Consider the following 18,113-nt stretch of genomic DNA (forward strand, 5'->3'; position numbering starts at 1 on the left):
CCCGAAAAAAACGAGACGCATCTCAAAACGGGGCGGAATAGCTCAAAAAATCTTGCGTACCCTCGTATCCTAACACACCATGATCACGCAAAATCAACGCAATTTTGATCATTCGAGGGGCTGACATGCTCTTGCGCTCCTTAGGCGATAAATCCCGGAGAATCGCACAACTGTCGATTGCCGCCGCTTGGCTCTTGGCAGGTTCGGCAGCGGCAGAATCACTGGCGCCGGTGTCCTGCCTGATCGAACCGCGCGAGGTCGTCCGCCTGTCGACACCCGTTGCCGGAATCGTGTCGGATGTCGCGGTGGATCGCGGCGACGTGGTGGCCGCGGGCGACCCCATTGCGCGACTCGACAGCCGGGTGGAGGAAATCCAGCGCGATCTTGCCGCGACACGCGCGCAGGACCAGTCCGGGATTCTCGGGCTCGAGGCGCGGATCGCCTTCCTGACGGAACAGGCGGACCGCACAGAGACGCTGGCCAAGCGGAACGCGGTTTCCGACACCACCGCGCGCGAGGCCGCGCTGGAAGCCGAGGTCGCGCGGCAGGAACTGGCGGAGGCCCGGGTCGCGCATGTGCTGGCCGGGCTGGAGCTGACCCAGGCAGAGGAACTGTTGCGGCAAAAACAGCTTGTGTCGCCGGTCGCGGGCGTCGTCACTGAACGCCTGCTCAATCCCGGCGAATACCGCGACGGACAGGCGCATATCGCCACCATCGCGCGCATCGACATCCTGCGGGTCGAGGCTTTTGCCCCGATCGCCTATTTCCCCCATGTGCAACTGGGCCAGCAGGTCCTGGTGACACCCGAGGCGCCGCTGGATACGCCACGCACCGCCACGATCCGCGTGATCGACCGGGTGTTCGACGCCGCGACGGCGACATTCGGCCTGCGGATGGAGATCGAGAATGCCGACCTGTCCCTGCCAGCCGGCCTGCGCTGCACGCTGAGTTTTCCCTGAAGCGGCGAGCGGAACCGCACGGCCGGATCGCCTGGACCCGGCCGCGGCCAGAGACCTGTCAGCCGATCCGGTAGTTCGGCGACTCGCGGGTGATCTGCACGTCGTGCACGTGGCTTTCCTTGAGCCCCGCGCCGGTGATCTTCACGAAATGGCAGTTGCGCCGCATCTCTTCGACCGTGGCGTTACCGGTATAGCCCATGGCGGCGCGCAGGCCGCCCACCAGTTGGTGGATCACCGTGCCGGCCGGCCCCTTGTAGGGCACCTGCCCCTCGATCCCCTCGGGCACCAGCTTGTCGCTGGCCGCGTCCTTCTGGAAATAGCGGTCGGCTGACCCGCGCGCCATGGCGCCAAGACTGCCCATCCCACGATACGCCTTGAAGCTGCGGCCCTGGTAGAGGATCACCTCGCCGGGGGACTCGTCGGTTCCGGCGATCATGCTGCCCACCATCGCGCAGGAGGCCCCCGCCGCGATGGCCTTGGCGAAGTCACCCGAGAACTTGATGCCGCCATCGGCGATCACCGGCACGTCGCCCGCCGCCTGCGCGCAATCCATGATCGCGGTCAGTTGCGGCACGCCGACGCCCGCCACCATCCGCGTGGTGCAGATGCTGCCCGGCCCGATCCCTACCTTGACCGCATCGGCGCCCGCGTCGATCAGCGCGCGCGTGGCCTCGGCCGTCGCCACGTTGCCCGCGATCACCTGCACGCCGTTCGACAGGCGCTTGACCCGCCGGACGGCCTCGATAACGCCAGAGCTGTGGCCATGCGCGGTGTCGATCACGACGATATCCACCTGCGCCTCGATCAGCGCCTCGGAGCGCTCGAACCCCGAGTCGCCCACACCGGTCGCCGCAGCCACCCGCAGGCGGCCCAGGTCGTCCTTGCAGGCCGAGGGATGCACCACCGCCTGCTGCGTGTCCTTCAGCGTCAGAAGGCCGGTCAGCTTGCCCCCCTTGTCGGTCACCAGCAGCTTCTCGATGCGACGCTGCTTCATCAGGCCGATGGCCTCGCCCCGGTCAGCCGGCTCCTGCAGGATGGCGAGGTTGGCGTGGGTCATCATCGCGTGCACCGGCGTGTCGTCGCGCTCGGCGAAACGCATGTCGCGGTTGGTCACGATGCCGACAACGCGGTGCTGGTCGTCCACCACCGGAAATCCGGTAAAGCCGTAGCGTTCCGTCAATGCCTTGGCATCGGCCAGGGTCTGGTCGGGGCGGAGCGTGACGGGGTTGTACACGATGCCCGATTCGAACCGCTTGACCCGGCGGACCTGGCGGGCCTGCTCGTCGATCGACAGGTTCTTGTGGATCACCCCGATGCCGCCGGCCTGCGCCATGGTGATGGCCATGCGCGACTCGGTCACCGTGTCCATTGCGGAGGACAGCAGCGGGATGTTCAGCGCGATGGAGCGCGTCACGCGGGTGCGGGTGTCGGCGGTGGAGGGAAGCACGCTCGATGCGCCCGGAACCAGAAGGACGTCATCGAAGGTCAGGGCCTCGCGAATCTCCATGGGGGCACTCCTTGGGAAGGTTCGGTTGGCGCGTCCCTATTGCATGGGGGAAGGGAAAAGGAAAGGGCGCGCCGTGCCTCAGTGCTCGTGCTGGATCGCGGCGATCCTGTCGACCACGTGGCGCGCGTGATCCGCGACATAGGCGCGGTGCATGTCCCCGTCGACATATCGGCGAAAGCTGGCAATGTCGGCGAAATCCGCCACCAGTGCCGCGTCGTGATGGTTCGGCCCGCTGCCGACGTTCATGCCCAGGGTATGGGACAGGACCTCGGGGCTGGTCTCGCAGAGGCCGGTGACGGCCTCGCGCCACGCCTCTCGCGCCTCGGCGCAGGCGGTCGGCTTGAAGGTCACGAGAACGATATGGCGCAGCATGGATCACCTCCGGTGGGTCACGGGATCGCAAGAGCCCGACGCCGGGAACGGTACAGGCCGCGCCGGTGCCGCCGCTCTTACCAGACGCCTTTTCCGACGGCAGCGCAACGAATAGTTCCGACGCCCCTTGTTGCCCGCGCAAGGCCCGATAGTCTGGCCTCACGCAAGGAGACGCCCCATGACCCACGGATACCAGACCGGCCGCCTGAACCTGCCTTTCACGGGCATCTGCACCTTTGCCAAGGCACCCCATGTCGCCGACTGGGACGCAATCGACGCCGACGTGGCGGTGCTGGGCGCGCCCTTCGACGCCGGAACGCAATGGCGGGCCGGCGCGCGCTTTGGCCCGCGCGGCGTGCGCGAGGCCTCGACACTCTTCAGCTTCGGCCATGCCGGGGCCTATGACCACGAGGACGACGCGGTCTACCTCGACGGCGTGCGGATCGTCGACATGGGCGATGCCGACATCGTCCACACCGATACGCTGAAAAGCCATGCCAACATCCGCGCGGGCGTCGAAGCCGCGCTGAAGGCGGGCGCCCTGCCCGTCACCATCGGCGGCGATCATTCCGTCAACATCCCCTGCATCGAGGCCTACGAGGGCCACGCGCCCTTCCACATCCTGCAGATCGATGCGCACCTGGATTTCGTGGACGAGCGCCACGGCGTGACGCGCGGTCATGGCAACCCGATGCGCCGCGCCTCGGAAAAGCCCTGGGTCAGCGGGTTGACGCAGGTGGGCATCCGCAACGTGTCGTCCACCGCCCGAGAGGGCTATGAGGATGCTCGCGCGCGCGGATCCGACATCCTGTCGGTGCGCCAGATGCGCAAGCTGGGGCCCGAGGCGACGGCGGCGCGCATCCCGGCGGGCGTGCCGGTCTACATCACCATCGACATCGACGCCTTCTGCCCGTCCATCGCGCCGGGAACCGGCACGCCCAGCCACGGCGGCTTCCTGTATTACGACGTGCTGGAACTGTTGCAGCACACCGTGCGCGCGCATGAGGTTGTGGGCATCGACCTGGTCGAGGTGGCGCCCGACTATGACCCCACCGGCTCCACGTCGATCCTGGCCGCGCAGGTTCTGCTGAACCTGCTGGGATTCATCTTTCACGCCCGAAAGACAGGCTGAGCGCCTGCCGTCGCGGCAGCAAGCCGCCTATTCCGCACTGCGGCACTGGACGTCACGCGCCGGACACGGTCCTGTTGTCTTCGAGCAGAAAAACAGCGGAATCGCACCCATGACCCAGCCCCTGGCCGGATACATCATCCTTGACCTGACCCACGTCCTGGCGGGTCCTTTCTGCACCATGACGCTGCTGGATCTCGGCGCCCGCGTCATCAAGGTGGAAAAGCCCGGCAGCGGCGACGACACCCGCGCCTTTCCGCCCTTCAAGGACGGCAAATCGGCCTATTTCGCAGCGCTGAACCACGGCAAGGCCTCGATCGCGCTGGACCTGAAGAAGGAAGAGGACTGCAAGACCTTCGAGGCGCTGCTGACGCGTGTCGACGTGATCGTCGAGAACTTCCGCCCCGGCGTGATGGACAAGCTTGGCTATGGCTGGGACGACCTGCACGCGGCCTTTCCCAAGCTGATCTATGGTTCAGTGTCGGGATTCGGCCATACGGGTCCGGATGCCAGGAAACCCGCCTATGACATGGTCGTGCAGGCGCGCGGCGGGGTCATGTCGATCACCGGCGAAAAGGGCCGCGACCCGGTGCGGGTGGGCGCCAGCATCGGCGACATCGTGGCGGGCATGTTCCTGGCGCAGGGCATCCTTGCCGCGCTGGTCGACCGCGAGCGCGGCGCCAAGGGGCGCAAGGTGGACGTGTCCATGCTGGACAGCCAATTGGCGATCCTGGAACACGCGGTGGCGATCACCACCGTCACCGGCAAGCCGCCCGGGCCCAGCGGCGCGCGCCATCCTTCGATCACCCCGTTCGAGACCTTCCACGCCTCCGACGGGCTGTTCGTGATCGCGGCCGGCAACGACAAGCTGTTCGAAAAGCTCTGCATCACGCTGGACCTGCCGATCTCGGACGATGCGCGCTTTGCCAGCAATGCCGCGCGCTGCGACAACGCGCGGCTGCTGAAACGCCTGATCGAGGCGGTGACGCTGGAACACACCCGCGCGCACTGGATCGCGAAACTGAGCGCGGCAGGCGTGCCCACCGGGCCGATCCAGACCGTTGCCGAGGCGCTGAAGGATCCGCAGATCCTGGCGCGCAACATGGTGGTGGACGTGCTGGACAAGAACGGGCGCGCGGCCTTCAAGGCAGCGGGCAACCCGATCAAGCTGTCCGACATGACCGACCCGACCACGCGCCGCCCGGCACCCGACCTGGACGGCAGCCGGGGCGAGATCCTGCGCTGGCTGGAGAACGGCCGGACATGAGGCTGGCGGATGTCTGTTGACGGCCAGGTGTCGGGACCCCACGCTCAGGATAACAAAGTGGAGGGCCCGTCATGCGCAAGACCGAAGAGATCGTTCGCCAGTTCCATGAATCCTGGGACCTGCGCGATCCGGAACGCAGCGTCGCCGTGATCGCCGAGGATTGCCAGTTCGAGGATGTGGCGCGCAGCGAACGCCAGATTGGACCCGATGGCTACCGGATGGACTATGAACGCTGGCGCAAGGCCTTCCCGGACGGAGAGGTCAAGGTGACGAACGTGATCGTCGACGGCGACCGGGCCGTGGTGGAATTCGTCAACCGCGGGACCCATACCGGGCCGCTGCAATCGTCGCTCGGCACCTTCGAACCCACTGGACGCCGACAGGAGCCGCGGTATTGCAGCGTGATGCGGGTCAAGGACGGCAAGGTCGTCGAAGGGCGCGACTATTATGACGCCACCACGATCGCCCGGCAACTCGGCTTGCTGGACTGAACCCCGCTTCGCCGCTCGGGCGCGCTCAGGCCGCTGCGGCGGCCTCTGCCCTGATCCGTTCGATCATCGCGCGCAGGCCGTTGCTGCGCTGGGCGGAGAGGTGATCGTGCAGGCCCAGCCGGCCTAGTTCGGCGCGGGCATCCACCCCGCCGACCTCGGCCAGCGGCAGGCCGTCATACAGCCGGTGCAGCAGCGCGATAAGACCCTTGACGATCAGCGCGTCGCTGTCGCCCTGGAAATGGAACGCACCGCCCTCGGGCGTCATGTGCAGCCAGACCTGGCTGGCGCAGCCCTCGACCTTTGTTGCCGGCACCTTCAGCGCGTCGGGCAGCGGCTCCATCGCCTTGCCCATCTCGATCACCATGCGATAGCGGTCTTCCCAGTCTTCGAGGAACTCGAAATCCTCGACCACCTCTTCGAAGGCTGCCTGTGCCATGCCACACCTCTCTTTCCGCTGTCGAGTTAGGCGCTGTGCGCGTGAAGGTCCAGCACCTCGCACGCTTTTCAAGCGCGACGGAATGGGTTAACCCAAGGCACAGGCAGGAAAGGCGACCTCATGGGCAGAGCGGCTCTCATCCTCATTCTTTCGGGCGCACTGGTGGCGGGCTGCGGCGGCTTTGGCGAGTCGCGGTTCAATCCGATGAACTGGTTCGGCCGCAGCGTGTCGACGCCGGTCGATCCCAACGCGACAGTCAACCCGCTGATTCCCCAGCGCAGCGAGTCGGTCCTGCGGCGGCCAAGGCAGGACGCGGCCTATGCCGGATCGCTGGTCGGCGAGGTGACAGAGTTGCTGGTCGAACGGCGGCCGGGCGGCGCGATCATCCGCACGACAGGTGTGGCCGACTACCAGGGCCCCTTCGAGCTGCGCATGGTCCCGGTCGAGGACGCCGGCGACGGCGTGCTGGCCTACGAGTTCCGCGCCTACCAGGCGCCCGGCCCACGCGGCACCGACCTGTCGCGCACCGTGACCGCGGCGGTCTGGGTGACCGACTCGGAGCTTGCCGGAATCCGCACGATCAGCGTCAAGGGCGCCCGCAACGAGCGCACATCGCGCCGCTGATCGTCTTGCAGCCCCGGCTGCGCGGCACTAGATTTCCTGCAAGACCACCAGCGGAGACCCGTTCATGCCGATGCAAGCCCAGCAAATCGAAGACCTCCTGCGCGAGAGCTTTCCCAATGCCCGCATCGTCGTCGAGGGAGACGACGGTGTGCACATGTCGGCGATGGTGGTGGACGAAAGCTTTCGTGGCCTGAACCGCGTGCAGCAGCAGCGCGCCGTCTATGCCGCGCTCAAGGGCAAGATGGACGGCCCGGCCGGCGAGCTGCACGCGCTGGCCCTGACCACCAAGGCGCCCGACTGATGGGTTCCCTGACCGGCATCGTGATCCTCTGCGCGCTGATCCTGGTCGTGGCCGGGCTGCGCGCGGTGCAGGCCGTGCGCGACGACCGCGAACGCGGCACGCGCGGATCCGAGCCGGGCAAGGGCTTTCACGTGATCGACGCCTCCTATCATTCCGGCGGCAGCGGGGGCGGGCATTCGACACAATATCGCGTGCCCCGCGATCCGCAGGACTACGCCCGCCTTTTCATTCCGAAGGACAAAAGCTGATGACCGACACCGCAACCGATGCCAAGACCAAGATCGATGAAACCGTGAAGTCGCATGACGTGGTGCTTTACATGAAAGGCACCAAATCCATGCCGCAATGCGGCTTTTCCAGCCGCGTGGCGGGTGTTCTGAACTACATGGGCGTCGAATTCCACGACGTGAACGTGCTGGCCGACGAGTCGCTCCGCCAAGGGATCAAGGACTATTCCGACTGGCCGACCATCCCTCAACTCTACGTCAAGGGCGAGTTCGTGGGCGGCTGCGACATCATCACCGAGATGACCCTGTCGGGCGAGCTTGACGCGCTGTTCGAACAGAACGGCGTGACCTATGACAAGGCGGCGGCGGAGAAGATCCGCGAAGCCAACGCCTGAGTTCGGACGACGGAAACTAGATACGGGCGGGAGAGATCCCGCCCGTTTCCTTTTGCCCCCATGCCGGCCGCGCGAGGCCGGTCAGACCGACAGCTTTTCCTCGATCGTCTCGGCCAGCGCCTCGGCGCGTGCGGTCAGTTCGGCCAGCGCGTCTGTCACGTCGTCGGGGATCACCGGCACCTCGACGCGCTCGGGTTCGGGCGGCGGCGCGTCGCGCAGCGCGCGCAGTTCCGCCGACAGCGCCGACAGCCGGTCCTCGGCCTCGCGCAGCCGTTCCTCCAGCCCGGCGGTCTTGTCCGCCAGCATCAGCCCCGCCATCAGCAGCATCCGCGCCTCGGGCATCCGCCCGATCTGCTCCACCAGCACCTGTGCCTCGGCGTCCAGCAGGCCGGCGGCGGCCTGGAGATAGGGTTCCTCGCCCTGCTGGCAGGCCACCTCGAAGGTGCGGTTGCCGATGGCGATCTCGACTTCGATCTGGGACATCAGACACTCTCCTCTTGGCCGTGGGATCCGGCGGCCTCGGCCAGGATCGGGGTCAGCGCACTCATCAGCGCCTGCGCCTCGGCGGCATCAACCGCGCGCGCGGCGCGCAGCGAGTCGAGTTCGGCCAGGATCGCCTTGTTGATCAGGTGCGGCTCGCCCACGCCCTTGGCATTGGCCTCGCGCAGCGCCTGGCTGACCTCGCGCAGGGCGTCGTTGGCCTGACGCAAGCGCTGCATTTCGGCATCCAGCCCCGCCACGGCCTCGCGCTGCGCGGCAATCTGTTCGCGCAACGCGGCGGTGTCTCCGCCCTCGCCGGTGCGGGCCTTGAGCAGGCGCACACGCTCTTCCAACTGAGCATTGGCGAGACGTTCCTCGTCCAGCGCCTCCTGCAAGGCGCGCAGTTCCTCCGGGTCGGCCTCGGGCGCGGCCGCGGGTGGCGGCTCTGCCACCGGCATCGGCGCGGCCCCCGGCGGCTCATACCCTTCCACCGTGCGGCCGATGCGTTCCAGCGCCTGCGCCAGTCGCGTTTGCAAGTTTTCGATGCTGCTCACATCCACCCCTTTCCGCGCCCCGCCGATGCGGCCGGGCGGCCTGTTCCCGCCTGTCCGGGGCCCTCGCCTGCGAATCGCCCCGTTCCTCTCTGGAAAAAAGTTTACCAAGCGCCGCCGGAAATTGCGCCCCCTTGCGTTCCAATGCCTTACGGCGCGGCTTTCACACGCCATCGGGGCGGACCCGCGCCACGCGCTTGCAACTGCGCGTCACGCTGGTATTGAGCCTGCACATCGCCATGCTGCCAGAGGATCCGCCTGTCATGGATATCCAAGCCCTCCGCTCCAAGAACCCCGATCACTGGATGCGCGCCACCGCGATCCGCGCGCTTGCGCTGGATGCCGTCGCGGCCGCCAACTCGGGCCATTCCGGCATGCCGATCGGCATGGCCGACGTGGCGACGGTGCTGTGGTCGAAACACCTGAAATTTGACGCCAAACGCCCCGACTGGCATGACCGCGACCGGTTCATCCTGTCGGCGGGCCATGGTTCGATGCTGCTTTACGGGCTGCTCTACCTGTCGGGCGATCCCGAGATCACCCTGGACGAGGTGAAGAACTTTCGCCAGTGGGGCGCGCGCACCGCGGGCCATCCCGAAAACTTCCACGCCAAGGCGATCGAGACCACGACCGGCCCGCTGGGCCAGGGCCTCTCGAACGCCGTGGGTTTCGCTATGGCCGAGGAAATGCTGCGCGCCCGCTTCGGCGCCAAGCTGGTCGATCACCACACCTATGTGGTCGCCGGCGACGGCTGCCTGATGGAGGGCATCAGCCACGAGGCGATCGGGCTTGCGGGCCGCTATGAGCTGGGACGCCTCGTCGTGTTCTGGGACAACAACGGGATCACCATCGACGGCAAGGTGAGCCTGTCGGACCGCACCGACCAGGTCGCGCGCTTCAACGCCGCGGGCTGGCACGTGCAGGAGATCGACGGCCATGACCCCGAGGCGATCGACGCCGCCATCGCGGCCGCCAAGAAGGACAAGCGTCCCTCGATGATCGCCTGCAAGACGCATATCGCGCTGGGCCACGCCGCGCAGGACACGTCGAAAGGTCACGGCGCGCTGACCAACGCCGATCAGAACGCGGCGGCGAAGCAGGGCTGGGGCTGGACCTCGGCCCCCTTCGACGTGCCGGCCGAGATCAAGTCCTGGTGGGAAACCATCGGGTCGCGCGGTTCAGCGGATCGCGAGGCCTGGGAGGCGCGGCTGGCCGCGACCTCTGGCGCACGGCAGGCGGAATTCGCCCGCACCATGGCGGGCGAGGCCCCCAAGAAGCTGTCGGCCACGATCAAGGCGCTGAAGAAGCAGATCAGCGACAGCCGCCCCAAGGTTGCAACGCGGAAATCCTCGGAAATGGTGCTGGAGGTGGTCAACCCGATCATGCCCGAGACCTGCGGCGGTTCGGCTGACCTGACCGGCTCGAACAACACGTTGACCGGCGACATGGGCGTGTTCGATGTCGACAACCGCAAGGGGCGTTACGTCTACTGGGGTATCCGCGAGCATGGCATGGCCGCGGCGATGAACGGCATGGCGCTGCATGGCGGCATCCGCCCCTATGGCGGCACCTTCATGGCCTTCACCGATTATGCCCGCCCGGCGATGCGCCTGGCTGCGCTGATGCGCATTCCGACGGTCTTTGTCATGACGCATGACAGCATCGGCCTCGGCGAGGACGGCCCGACGCACCAGCCGGTCGAGCACCTGGCGATCAGCCGAGCCACGCCCAACACGCTGGTCTTCCGGCCCGCCGACACGGTCGAGACGGCCGAGGCCTGGGAAATCGCGCTGCGCCAGACCGGGACACCGTCGGTGCTGTCGCTGACACGCCAGAACGTGCCCACGGTGCGCGTCGACCACAAGACCGCGAACCTGGTCGAGAAAGGCGCCTATGTGCTGGCCGAGGCCGAGGGCAAGCGGCAGGTCATCCTGATGGCCACCGGCTCGGAGGTCGAGATCGCGATGGCGGCAAGGACGCAGTTGCAGGCCCAAGGGATCGGCACGCGGGTCGTGTCCATGCCGTGCTGGGAGCTGTTCGAACAGCAGGATGAAAGCTATCGCCGCCGTGTGCTGCCAGCCGGCCCAGTGCGGGTCGCGGTCGAGGCGGGCATGCGCTTTGGCTGGGATCGCTGGCTGTTCGGCGAGCGCGGCCGCCGCGAGAAGGCCGGTTTCGTCGGTATGCACGGGTTCGGTGCCTCGGCCCCGGCGGAGGTGCTGTACGAGAAATTCGGCATCACCGCGGATGCGGTGACGCAGAAGGCCACCGACCTGGTTCTGGGCCGCTGGCAGCCCGATCCGCGCGTGGACTGATCCAGCGGCGTCGCTGACGCGACACAGGATACGCGGCCCTGTCGGGCCGCCGCGGGCGCCCGGTTCATCCCGAGGCGCCCGTTTCCTTGGGTCGCCCGGTTTTCGAGGTCACAGGGGGCCCTGCCCCCGCGCTGTTTGGAAACTAGCGACGGTCAGTGCGCAGCGTTCTTTCCGCCGAAAAGCGGCATGAGGATACGGGTGGCCAGCGGCACCAGAACCAGGCCAAGGGCCAGGCCGAGGATACCGTCGATCACCGCCTTGGCGATCCAGTCGCCCGCCGGGCTGCCGCCGCCGACCGTGTGGGCGAGATTGTGGATGGTGTCCTCGGGCCAGTGAAAGCCCATCTGGTGCAGCGAGTGCACGATGATCGACCCGCCGACCCAGAGCATGGCCGCGGTGCCTACGATGGAGAGCGCCTTGAGCAGCCAGGGCATGAAGCGCACGATGCCACGGCCCAAAGCGCGTGTCATTCCAAGGCGCCCGACCTTGGTCAACCAGAGGCCCACATCGTCCATCTTGACGATGATCGCAACCGCTCCGTAGACCGCCGCCGTGATCAGGATGCCGACCACCGCCAGCGTCACGCCCTGGATCCAGATCACGTCCGTCTCGATCACAGACAGGGCAAGCGTCATGATCTCGGCGGACAGGATGAAGTCCGTCTTGATCGCGCCCTTGACCTTCTGTTCCTCGAGATGGGCCGGATCGCCCACGTCATGCGAGCCGTCGGGGCCGCCGCTGTGGTCGTCATGCGGACCCATTGCATGCAGAACCTTTTCCGCCCCCTCGAAACACAGGTAGGCGCCGCCCAAGATCAGCAACGGGGGAACGAGCCAAGGTGCAAAGGCCGCCATCAGCATCGCGGCGGGCAGAAGGAACACCAACTTGTTCACCAGAGAGCCGCGCGCTATGCGCCAGATCATCGGCAATTCGCGGGCTGGCTCGAACCCCGTCACGTATTTCGGTGTGACGGCGGCGTCGTCGATTACCACGCCCGCCGCCTTGGAGCCGGCCTTGGCCGCGTTCGCAGCGATGTCGTCAACCGAGGCAGCAGCCAGCTTGGCGATGGCCGCCACGTCGTCGAGAAGTGCCAGAAGTCCGCTCATGCCCTACCCGTTTCCGCGATGTCCCGGCGCAAGGATAGCGCCTCGAAAGTGACGCTCAACCCCAATCGCGGCTGATCGCCAAACCCGTCCCCGTCGTCGTGATTACCGTAGGTGGGTGCCCGGGACCAGTGTAAGCTGGACCCATTCGGAACTTGCACCTTTCCGCACGGAATTGCGCCATGCCGATCGTTTCGTTCTGTCTGATCTACGAAATCCAGCCTGCCGCCGGGCCGCAGCACGACCATCCCTTCATGTCGCGGATCATGGACGTGTTCGGGGACAGCATGCCGTAACACTATTGGGATCAGTTCGGCAATCATTACCACGTCGTCGGCAGCGGCAATGCCCATATCGTCAGCGACCATATCCGGTCGATCTATGTCACCCGGACGGTGATCGCGGACGCGATCTCGGCCCCGGCATCGGGCATCACGGCCGGTTCCGGGTCGTTGCAGACCCAGGGCGGAACCGCTTCTGACGCATGGGACGCAGCGTTGCAGGCCGCCATCGACCAGACGGCGCTGGACATAGGCACCGCGGCCGAAACCGCGGCGGCGCTGTTCCTGTGCAGCGTGCTGGCCTCGGCGCCAGACCGCGCCGGTGTGGTGACCGAGCGCCTCTTGGGGGGCAGCGCCGATCTGGTCGGCGCCGACCTGGCCGACACGGCGCGCGGCGGCATCCTCCCCGACCGGTTCCTCCCGCTGGACGGGAACGAATTTGCCTATTCGGGGTTTGGCAACGATACCGTCGATGACGGCAAGGGCCATGACGCGTTGCTTGGCGGGCGCGGCCGCGACCTGCTGCTCGGCGGGCAAGGCAACGACCTGCTCGACGGCGACGACACGCTGCATGGTGGCAACGGCAATGACCGGATGCGCGGCTCCAACGGCAAGAACATCTTGTTCGGCCGCCAGGGCAACGACACGATGGAGGGAGGTGCAGGCAACGACACCCTGGCCGGCGGATGGGGAGCCGATGTCTTCGTCCTTGGCACAGGCACCGATCAGGTCACGGATTTCGGACTGGCCGCAGACCGGATCGCCGTATCGGGGCTCGGCGTTTCCGCCGTCTCGAACCTGGCGCTGCACCAGATGAACTGGGGGACCCTGCTGATGCATGACATCGATGGCAACGGCAGCACGGACCGCCTCAAGCTTCTGGGTATCGCGGCGATCGATCTGGACGAAACGCATTTCCTGTTCTGACCTGGGCCCGGCGTCTCAGGTCGCCGATCCGGGCGATTGTCCCGCGCTAACATGCCGGGCATTTCCGATCCAGGTTGAAGTTTATCGCTAACACATTGCCATACCACATGTTTTCGGCTTTGCAGTTGCAGCATACGCCGGTATACCGCAAGCAGATTAATATTTTAGGAGCCCGCCATGACCGTCACCGTCGGCATCAACGGATTCGGCCGGATCGGCCGCTGCACGCTGGCCCATATCGCCGAAAGCGCGCGCAACGATGTCCAGGTGGTGCGGATCAACGCGCCCGGCCCACTGGACACCCATGCCCACCTGCTGCGCTACGACAGCGTGCATGGCCGCTTTCCGGGCCAGGTAAAGGTGACGGACAATGCGATCGATCTCGGCCGCGGCCCGATCGACGTGATGTCGAGCTACGAGCTGGACGAACTGGACTGGGGCGGCTGCGACGTGGTCCTCGAATGCACCGGCCAGTTCAACGACGGGCTGAAGGCGGATGCGCATATCCGCAACGGCGCGAAATCGGTGCTGATCTCGGCCCCGGCGAAGAACGTGCAGCGCACCGTGGTCTACGGCGTCAACCATCGTGACCTGGTGCCCGGCGACACGATGATCTCGAACGGGTCCTGCACGACGAATTGCCTGGCGCCGCTGGCCAAGGTTCTGGACGAGGCGATCGGCATCGAGAGCGGGATCATGACCACGATCCACTCCTATACCGGCGACCAGCCGACGCTGGACCGCCGCCACAAGGACCTCTATCGCGCACGCGCCGCGGCCATGGCGATGATCCCGACCTCGACCGGCGCGGCCAAGGCGCTGGGCGAGGTGCTGCCGAACCTCAAGGGCAAGCTTGATGGCTCGGCCGTTCGGGTGCCGACGCCGAATGTCTCGGCGGTCGACCTGACCTTCTACGCCAGGAAGGACGTGACCGTAGCCGATGTGAACGAAGTGGTGGCCGAGGCTGCGGCGGGACGCATGGGCACGGTGCTGGCCTACGACCCCGAGCCCAAGGTCTCGATCGACTTCAACCACACGACGCAGTCCTCGATCTTCGCGCCGGACCAGACAAAGGTCGTCGGCGGTCGCATGGTCCGCGTGCTGGCCTGGTATGACAACGAATGGGGATTCTCGGCGCGCATGGCCGATGTGGCCGCCGCGATGGGCCGCCTGCTGCACTGATCTCGTCCAGCAAGAAAACGCGGAACGCCCGGCGCCGGTTGGCCCGGGCGTCTTGCGTTTCACGTCATCGCGTCAAAAACCAGCTTGACCGCCAGCACGCTCAGAAGCGCAAGGATCGCCCGGTCGAAGACCTGCGGCGGCCAGCGCCGCGCCAGCGCGGCACCCAGCGGCATCCCCGCCAGCAAGGGCGCAAGCGCCGCCACGGACCCCGCAACCCGTTCCGGCGTCAGCAACCCATACCAGAGCATCGTCGGCGCCTGCGCCAGAGTCATCGCCAGGAAAAAGACAGAGATCGTCGCCACGAAAACCGGCCGCGCCAGCCGCATCGCGTTGAGAAAGGTGATCGAGACCGGCGCGCTGACACCCGTTGCCCCTTGCAGCACACCTGCCACGCCCGCCACGGGCAACACGATCCGGCCGGCCAGTGCAGGGTCCAAGGCCCAGCCCGGCCGCGCCAGGCGAAAGCCGACATACAGGAACACCACCCCGGCCACCATCGCCAGCAGCAGCGACGGCGACACATGCGCCAGCATCAGCGTGCCGATCCAGGCGCCCAGCAGGCCGCCGCTGGCAAACAGCCAGGGAAAGGCACCGCGCGGCAGGTGCGACCAGAAGCTGCGCAGCTGGACAAGGTTTGTGGCGAAACTTGGCAGCACCATCACGACGACCGCCGTGGGCACGTCGAAATGCAACGCTATGACGGGCACCGCGACGATCGGCGCGCCCGCGCCCGTCGCCCCTTTCAGGACGCCGCCCAGCACCAGCGCCAGCGCCGTCCAGACCAGCCCGGCCAGATGCCCTTCTGCAAAGTGAATCACGAAACCCCTCCCTGTCGCACGGGCACCTTCGCCCCGAACGGCAGGGCGGACAAGGCCGCGCGCTCACGCGCGCTCGGCCGCCAGTTCGGACAGCGCCAGCATCAGCTCCGCGCCCTTGGCCATGTCCTGAACGGACACCCATTCCAGCGGTCCGTGCACGTTCTGCATGCCGCAGAACAGGTTGGGCGTGGGAACTCCCATCTCGGTCAGCTTCGACCCGTCGGTGCCGCCCCGGATCGGGGTCGAGACCGGCTCCACTCCGATGCGCCGCGCCGCCTCGAAGGCGAGGTCGACCGGCGTCATGTCCTCTTCAAGCCAGTAGCGCATGTTGCGGTATTGCGGCGCGATGGTGCAGGTCACCTGCGCGCGCGGCTCGGTGGCCTGAACCGCCTCGCAGATGGCGCGCAACATGGCGCCCTTGGCCGCCAGGCCCTCGCGTTCGAAATCGCGCAGGATCAGCGTGATCTCCATCCGGTCGGCATCGCCACTCATCCCCGTCACATGCACGAACCCGTCGCGCCCGGCGGTGGTCTCGGGCGCCATGGTCGCATGCGGCAGCATCGAGACGATCTTCGAGGCCAGCGTGGTCGCGTTCACCAGCTTGCCGGTCGCCCAGCCGGGATGGATCGAGACCCCCTTGACGACCACCTTGGCGCCATCCGCCGAGAAACTCTCGTAGGTCAGCTCGCCGACGTCGCCGCCATCGAACGTATAGGCGAAATCGCAACCCAGGTCGCTCGGCAGGTCGGCGTGCACGCCGCGCGCGATCTCCTCGTCGGGGGTGAAGGCGACGCGCACCGGCCCGTGCTTCAGCCCCGGCGTGGTCAGCATGTGCCGCGCGGCGGTCATCACGATACTGATCCCCGCCTTGTCATCCGCCCCCAGCAGCGTGGTGCCCGAGGCGGTCACGATGTCATGCCCGACCTTGCCTGCGAGATAGGGGAATTCCTCCGGTGACAACACCAGCTCAGGCGCGTCGGGAAAGGTGATGTCGCCGCCGTTGTATCCCTTGATGACGCGCGGCCTCACGCCGGTCGCGTTGAACTGCGGCGCGGTATCCACGTGGGCGAGAAATCCCACGGTCGGCCCCGCGACCGTGCCGGGGATCGTCGCCAGCACCGCGCCATACTCGGTTAGCACAACGTCCCGGGCGCCCATCGCCTCCAGCTCGGCCTTCAGCATCCACGACAGATCCAGCTGGCAGGCGGTGCTGGGCGTGCCGGGCTGCTCCGCGTCGCTCTGGGTGTCCACCGCCGCGTAGCGCACCAGGCGCTCTTCGAGTTCCTGGTCGAATTGGGTTTTCATGCAATGTCCCCTAGAGAGCGCGGCGCACCATGCCGCCCCTTCATCTGGCCCCTAAACTCCGAGGGTGTGGGGGCTGGCCCCCACATCCGTCCCGGCCACGGGCACAGATGTCAGAGATAATCCGCGCGCTGCAAGCCGTATTTTGCCATCTTCTCGTTCAGCGTCCGGCGCGGTAGGCAGAGCTCGTCCATCACCGCGCTGATGGAACCCTTGTGGCGCCGCATCGTGTTGTCGATAAGCATCCGCTCGAACGCCTCGACATATTCCTTCAGCGGCTTGCCCTCGGTGGTCATCACCGGCTGCATCTGGTCATGGTCGCTCATCAGCAGCGAGGCGATGGTCCCCTGTCCCCGGCGCGATTGCAGCACGGCGCGTTCTGCCATGTTGATCAGCTGGCGGATGTTGCCCGGCCAGGGCGCCTGCAAGAGCTGCGCCGCCTCCTGTGCCGAGACCTTGGGCGCCTCGCAGCCGTATTCGTCTGCAAACTGTTCCGACAGGCGGGTGAACAGCGTCAGGATGTCCTCGCCGCGCGCCCGGAGCGGCGGCACCACGATGCGCAGCGCGGCGAGGCGATAGAACAGGTCGGGCCGCATCGTGCTTTCGCAGGTCCGCCCCTCGTCCTGGAGGTTGCAGATCGCGATGATGCGGGTCTCGGGCGGGTTGCCCATGTCGTTGATCACCGATAGCAGGCGCGCCTGCGCGGCGTCGCTCAGCGTCTCGATATCCTCCAGAACCAGCGTGCCGCCACGCGCCTCTTCCATGGCGGGCAGGCGTGGGTCCTCGGGCTGGCTGGGGCCGAACAGGCGGCGCGTCAGCGCCTCTTCGTCGAAGGCCGCGCAGGAGACCAGCGTGAACTTCTTCCCCGCCTTGGCCCCCACCGCATGCAGCGCATGCGCCACCAGCGTCTTGCCGGTGCCGGTCTCGCCCTCGATCAGCACGTGTCCCTCGGCCTGGCCGAGGTCGAGGATATCCTCGCGCAGCCGTTCCATCGCGGGCGATGTGCCGATCAGCTTTTCCATGATCTGGCCGCCCTCGGCCAGGTCGCGGCGCAGCGCGCGGGTATCCAGCGTCAGCCGGCGCGCATTGGTCGCCTTCTTGGCCAGTTCCGACATGCGGTCGGGATTGAACGGCTTTTCGAGAAAGTCGAAGGCGCCGATCCGCATGGCCTCGACCGCCATGGGCACGTCACCATGGCCGGTGATCATGATGACCGGCAGCGCCGAATCCGCGCCCATCAGCTTCTTCAGCAACTGGATTCCGTCCATGCCCGGCATCTTGATGTCCGAGATCACGATGCCCGGGTAATCCGCACCGACCCGCCCGAGGGCTTCTTCGCCGCTGGAAAACGTTTCGGTGTCGTAGCCCGACAGCGCCAGCCACTGGCTGATCGACTGCCGCATGTCCTTCTCGTCGTCGACGATCGCGATTTTCATTGCCTTGGCCATG

20 protein-coding genes are annotated in these 18,113 nt (G+C 66.8%); 11 read left to right on the top strand and 9 right to left on the bottom strand.

Features of this window, described 5'->3' with window-relative positions; translation table 11 throughout:
• The first annotated feature begins 230 nt into the window (after nucleotides 1–230).
• Entirely contained in the window at nucleotides 231–959 is a 729-nt protein-coding gene (locus KB874_RS00795; protein WP_212534630.1) for an efflux RND transporter periplasmic adaptor subunit, read from the top strand.
• A gap of 58 nt (nucleotides 960–1,017) precedes the next feature.
• On the opposite strand, the gene guaB is transcribed toward KB874_RS00795, so the two are convergent.
• Entirely contained in the window at nucleotides 1,018–2,466 is a 1,449-nt protein-coding gene (gene guaB / locus KB874_RS00800; protein WP_212534631.1) for an IMP dehydrogenase, read from the bottom strand.
• Between the two features lie 78 nt (nucleotides 2,467–2,544).
• Nucleotides 2,545–2,838, bottom strand: a complete 294-nt coding sequence (locus KB874_RS00805) for a Dabb family protein (RefSeq protein WP_212534632.1) — start codon at nucleotides 2,836–2,838, stop codon at nucleotides 2,545–2,547.
• Between the two features lie 178 nt (nucleotides 2,839–3,016).
• Between KB874_RS00805 and speB the strand changes: the two genes are divergently transcribed.
• From speB to KB874_RS00820, 3 genes are all read left to right on the top strand, one after another.
• On the top strand, nucleotides 3,017–3,970 hold the full coding sequence (gene speB, locus KB874_RS00810) for an agmatinase (RefSeq protein WP_212534633.1): 954 nt from the start codon (nucleotides 3,017–3,019) through the stop codon (nucleotides 3,968–3,970).
• 109 nt (nucleotides 3,971–4,079) lie between these two features.
• Nucleotides 4,080–5,234, top strand: a complete 1,155-nt coding sequence (locus KB874_RS00815; RefSeq protein WP_212534634.1) for a CaiB/BaiF CoA transferase family protein — start codon at nucleotides 4,080–4,082, stop codon at nucleotides 5,232–5,234.
• Nucleotides 5,235–5,305: 71 nt separating this feature from the next.
• Nucleotides 5,306–5,725, top strand: a complete 420-nt coding sequence (locus KB874_RS00820; protein ID WP_212534635.1) for an ester cyclase — start codon at nucleotides 5,306–5,308, stop codon at nucleotides 5,723–5,725.
• A 25-nt stretch (nucleotides 5,726–5,750) separates the two neighbouring features.
• Here the strand turns inward: KB874_RS00820 and KB874_RS00825 are convergent, their stop codons facing one another.
• Nucleotides 5,751–6,161 (bottom strand): SufE family protein, encoded by a 411-nt coding sequence (locus KB874_RS00825; RefSeq protein WP_212534636.1) that lies wholly within the window; start codon nucleotides 6,159–6,161, stop codon nucleotides 5,751–5,753.
• Between the two features lie 120 nt (nucleotides 6,162–6,281).
• Here KB874_RS00825 and KB874_RS00830 point away from each other — a divergent pair, with 120 nt between their 5' ends.
• The 4 genes from KB874_RS00830 (at nucleotide 6,282) to grxD (ending at nucleotide 7,708) form a co-directional block, all read left to right on the top strand.
• Entirely contained in the window at nucleotides 6,282–6,785 is a 504-nt protein-coding gene (locus KB874_RS00830) for a hypothetical protein (protein ID WP_212534637.1), read from the top strand.
• A 64-nt stretch (nucleotides 6,786–6,849) separates the two neighbouring features.
• Nucleotides 6,850–7,086 (top strand): BolA/IbaG family iron-sulfur metabolism protein, encoded by a 237-nt coding sequence (locus KB874_RS00835; protein ID WP_212534638.1) that lies wholly within the window; start codon nucleotides 6,850–6,852, stop codon nucleotides 7,084–7,086.
• A complete protein-coding gene (locus KB874_RS00840) occupies nucleotides 7,086–7,334 on the top strand; it encodes a hypothetical protein (protein WP_212534639.1) in 249 nt (82 codons plus the stop codon). Before KB874_RS00835 ends, KB874_RS00840 begins: the two co-directional genes overlap by 1 nt.
• Nucleotides 7,334–7,708, top strand: coding sequence for a Grx4 family monothiol glutaredoxin (gene grxD / locus KB874_RS00845; RefSeq protein WP_212534640.1), 375 nt, complete (start codon nucleotides 7,334–7,336; stop codon nucleotides 7,706–7,708). Before KB874_RS00840 ends, grxD begins: the two co-directional genes overlap by 1 nt.
• Nucleotides 7,709–7,789: 81 nt before the next feature.
• On the opposite strand, the gene KB874_RS00850 is transcribed toward grxD, so the two are convergent.
• Both KB874_RS00850 and KB874_RS00855 read right to left on the bottom strand, forming a co-directional pair.
• The gene (locus tag KB874_RS00850) at nucleotides 7,790–8,191 is read right to left on the bottom strand and encodes a cell division protein ZapA (protein ID WP_212534641.1); all 402 of its coding nucleotides are present in this window, start codon (nucleotides 8,189–8,191) and stop codon (nucleotides 7,790–7,792) included.
• Complete coding sequence (locus KB874_RS00855; protein ID WP_212534642.1) at nucleotides 8,191–8,742, bottom strand: hypothetical protein; 552 nt, start codon at nucleotides 8,740–8,742, stop codon at nucleotides 8,191–8,193. Before KB874_RS00855 ends, KB874_RS00850 begins: the two co-directional genes overlap by 1 nt.
• Before the next feature lie 260 nt (nucleotides 8,743–9,002).
• On the opposite strand from KB874_RS00855, the gene tkt reads away from it, so the two are divergent.
• Nucleotides 9,003–11,051, top strand: coding sequence for a transketolase (gene tkt / locus KB874_RS00860; protein WP_212534643.1), 2,049 nt, complete (start codon nucleotides 9,003–9,005; stop codon nucleotides 11,049–11,051).
• Between the two features lie 152 nt (nucleotides 11,052–11,203).
• Here the strand turns inward: tkt and KB874_RS00865 are convergent, their stop codons facing one another.
• Nucleotides 11,204–12,157 (bottom strand): DUF808 domain-containing protein, encoded by a 954-nt coding sequence (locus KB874_RS00865; protein WP_212534644.1) that lies wholly within the window; start codon nucleotides 12,155–12,157, stop codon nucleotides 11,204–11,206.
• A gap of 392 nt (nucleotides 12,158–12,549) precedes the next feature.
• Between KB874_RS00865 and KB874_RS00870 the strand changes: the two genes are divergently transcribed.
• Nucleotides 12,550–13,362, top strand: a complete 813-nt coding sequence (locus KB874_RS00870; RefSeq protein ID WP_212534645.1) for a calcium-binding protein — start codon at nucleotides 12,550–12,552, stop codon at nucleotides 13,360–13,362.
• Nucleotides 13,363–13,539: 177 nt separating this feature from the next.
• Nucleotides 13,540–14,544 carry a type I glyceraldehyde-3-phosphate dehydrogenase gene (gene gap / locus KB874_RS00875; protein ID WP_212534646.1) on the top strand — a complete coding sequence of 335 codons (1,005 nt, stop codon included), beginning with the start codon at nucleotides 13,540–13,542 and terminating at the stop codon, nucleotides 14,542–14,544.
• Nucleotides 14,545–14,603: 59 nt separating this feature from the next.
• On the opposite strand, the gene KB874_RS00880 is transcribed toward gap, so the two are convergent.
• The 3 genes from KB874_RS00880 to KB874_RS00890 form a co-directional block, all read right to left on the bottom strand.
• Nucleotides 14,604–15,362, bottom strand: coding sequence for a sulfite exporter TauE/SafE family protein (locus tag KB874_RS00880; protein WP_346346495.1), 759 nt, complete (start codon nucleotides 15,360–15,362; stop codon nucleotides 14,604–14,606).
• Nucleotides 15,363–15,425: 63 nt separating this feature from the next.
• Nucleotides 15,426–16,667, bottom strand: a complete 1,242-nt coding sequence (gene pepT / locus KB874_RS00885; RefSeq protein ID WP_212534647.1) for a peptidase T — start codon at nucleotides 16,665–16,667, stop codon at nucleotides 15,426–15,428.
• Nucleotides 16,668–16,777: 110 nt separating this feature from the next.
• Nucleotides 16,778–18,112: a sigma-54-dependent transcriptional regulator gene (locus KB874_RS00890; RefSeq protein WP_212534648.1), complete on the bottom strand. Its 1,335-nt coding sequence runs from the start codon at nucleotides 18,110–18,112 to the stop codon at nucleotides 16,778–16,780.
• Nucleotide 18,113: the final 1 nt, after the last annotated feature.

The organism is Thetidibacter halocola, from assembly GCF_018224955.1.
GTDB lineage: Bacteria > Pseudomonadota > Alphaproteobacteria > Rhodobacterales > Rhodobacteraceae > Thetidibacter > Thetidibacter halocola.

What these genes read in the sequence shown, in the direction of transcription:
- KB874_RS00820 (WP_212534635.1), top strand. Translation starts at nt 5,306, where the DNA reads ATGCGCAAGACCGAAGAGATCGTTCGCCAGTTCCATGAATCCTGGGAC.
- tkt (WP_212534643.1), top strand. Translation starts at nt 9,003, where the DNA reads ATGGATATCCAAGCCCTCCGCTCCAAGAACCCCGATCACTGGATGCGC.
- KB874_RS00835 (WP_212534638.1), top strand. Translation starts at nt 6,850, where the DNA reads ATGCCGATGCAAGCCCAGCAAATCGAAGACCTCCTGCGCGAGAGCTTT.
- KB874_RS00825 (WP_212534636.1), bottom strand. Translation starts at nt 6,161, where the DNA reads ATGGCACAGGCAGCCTTCGAAGAGGTGGTCGAGGATTTCGAGTTCCTC.
- KB874_RS00830 (WP_212534637.1), top strand. Translation starts at nt 6,282, where the DNA reads ATGGGCAGAGCGGCTCTCATCCTCATTCTTTCGGGCGCACTGGTGGCG.
- KB874_RS00865 (WP_212534644.1), bottom strand. Translation starts at nt 12,157, where the DNA reads ATGAGCGGACTTCTGGCACTTCTCGACGACGTGGCGGCCATCGCCAAG.
- KB874_RS00890 (WP_212534648.1), bottom strand. Translation starts at nt 18,112, where the DNA reads ATGGCCAAGGCAATGAAAATCGCGATCGTCGACGACGAGAAGGACATG.
- KB874_RS00850 (WP_212534641.1), bottom strand. Translation starts at nt 8,191, where the DNA reads ATGTCCCAGATCGAAGTCGAGATCGCCATCGGCAACCGCACCTTCGAG.
- guaB (WP_212534631.1), bottom strand. Translation starts at nt 2,466, where the DNA reads ATGGAGATTCGCGAGGCCCTGACCTTCGATGACGTCCTTCTGGTTCCG.
- speB (WP_212534633.1), top strand. Translation starts at nt 3,017, where the DNA reads ATGACCCACGGATACCAGACCGGCCGCCTGAACCTGCCTTTCACGGGC.
- KB874_RS00815 (WP_212534634.1), top strand. Translation starts at nt 4,080, where the DNA reads ATGACCCAGCCCCTGGCCGGATACATCATCCTTGACCTGACCCACGTC.
- KB874_RS00840 (WP_212534639.1), top strand. Translation starts at nt 7,086, where the DNA reads ATGGGTTCCCTGACCGGCATCGTGATCCTCTGCGCGCTGATCCTGGTC.
- grxD (WP_212534640.1), top strand. Translation starts at nt 7,334, where the DNA reads ATGACCGACACCGCAACCGATGCCAAGACCAAGATCGATGAAACCGTG.
- gap (WP_212534646.1), top strand. Translation starts at nt 13,540, where the DNA reads ATGACCGTCACCGTCGGCATCAACGGATTCGGCCGGATCGGCCGCTGC.
- pepT (WP_212534647.1), bottom strand. Translation starts at nt 16,667, where the DNA reads ATGAAAACCCAATTCGACCAGGAACTCGAAGAGCGCCTGGTGCGCTAC.
- KB874_RS00805 (WP_212534632.1), bottom strand. Translation starts at nt 2,838, where the DNA reads ATGCTGCGCCATATCGTTCTCGTGACCTTCAAGCCGACCGCCTGCGCC.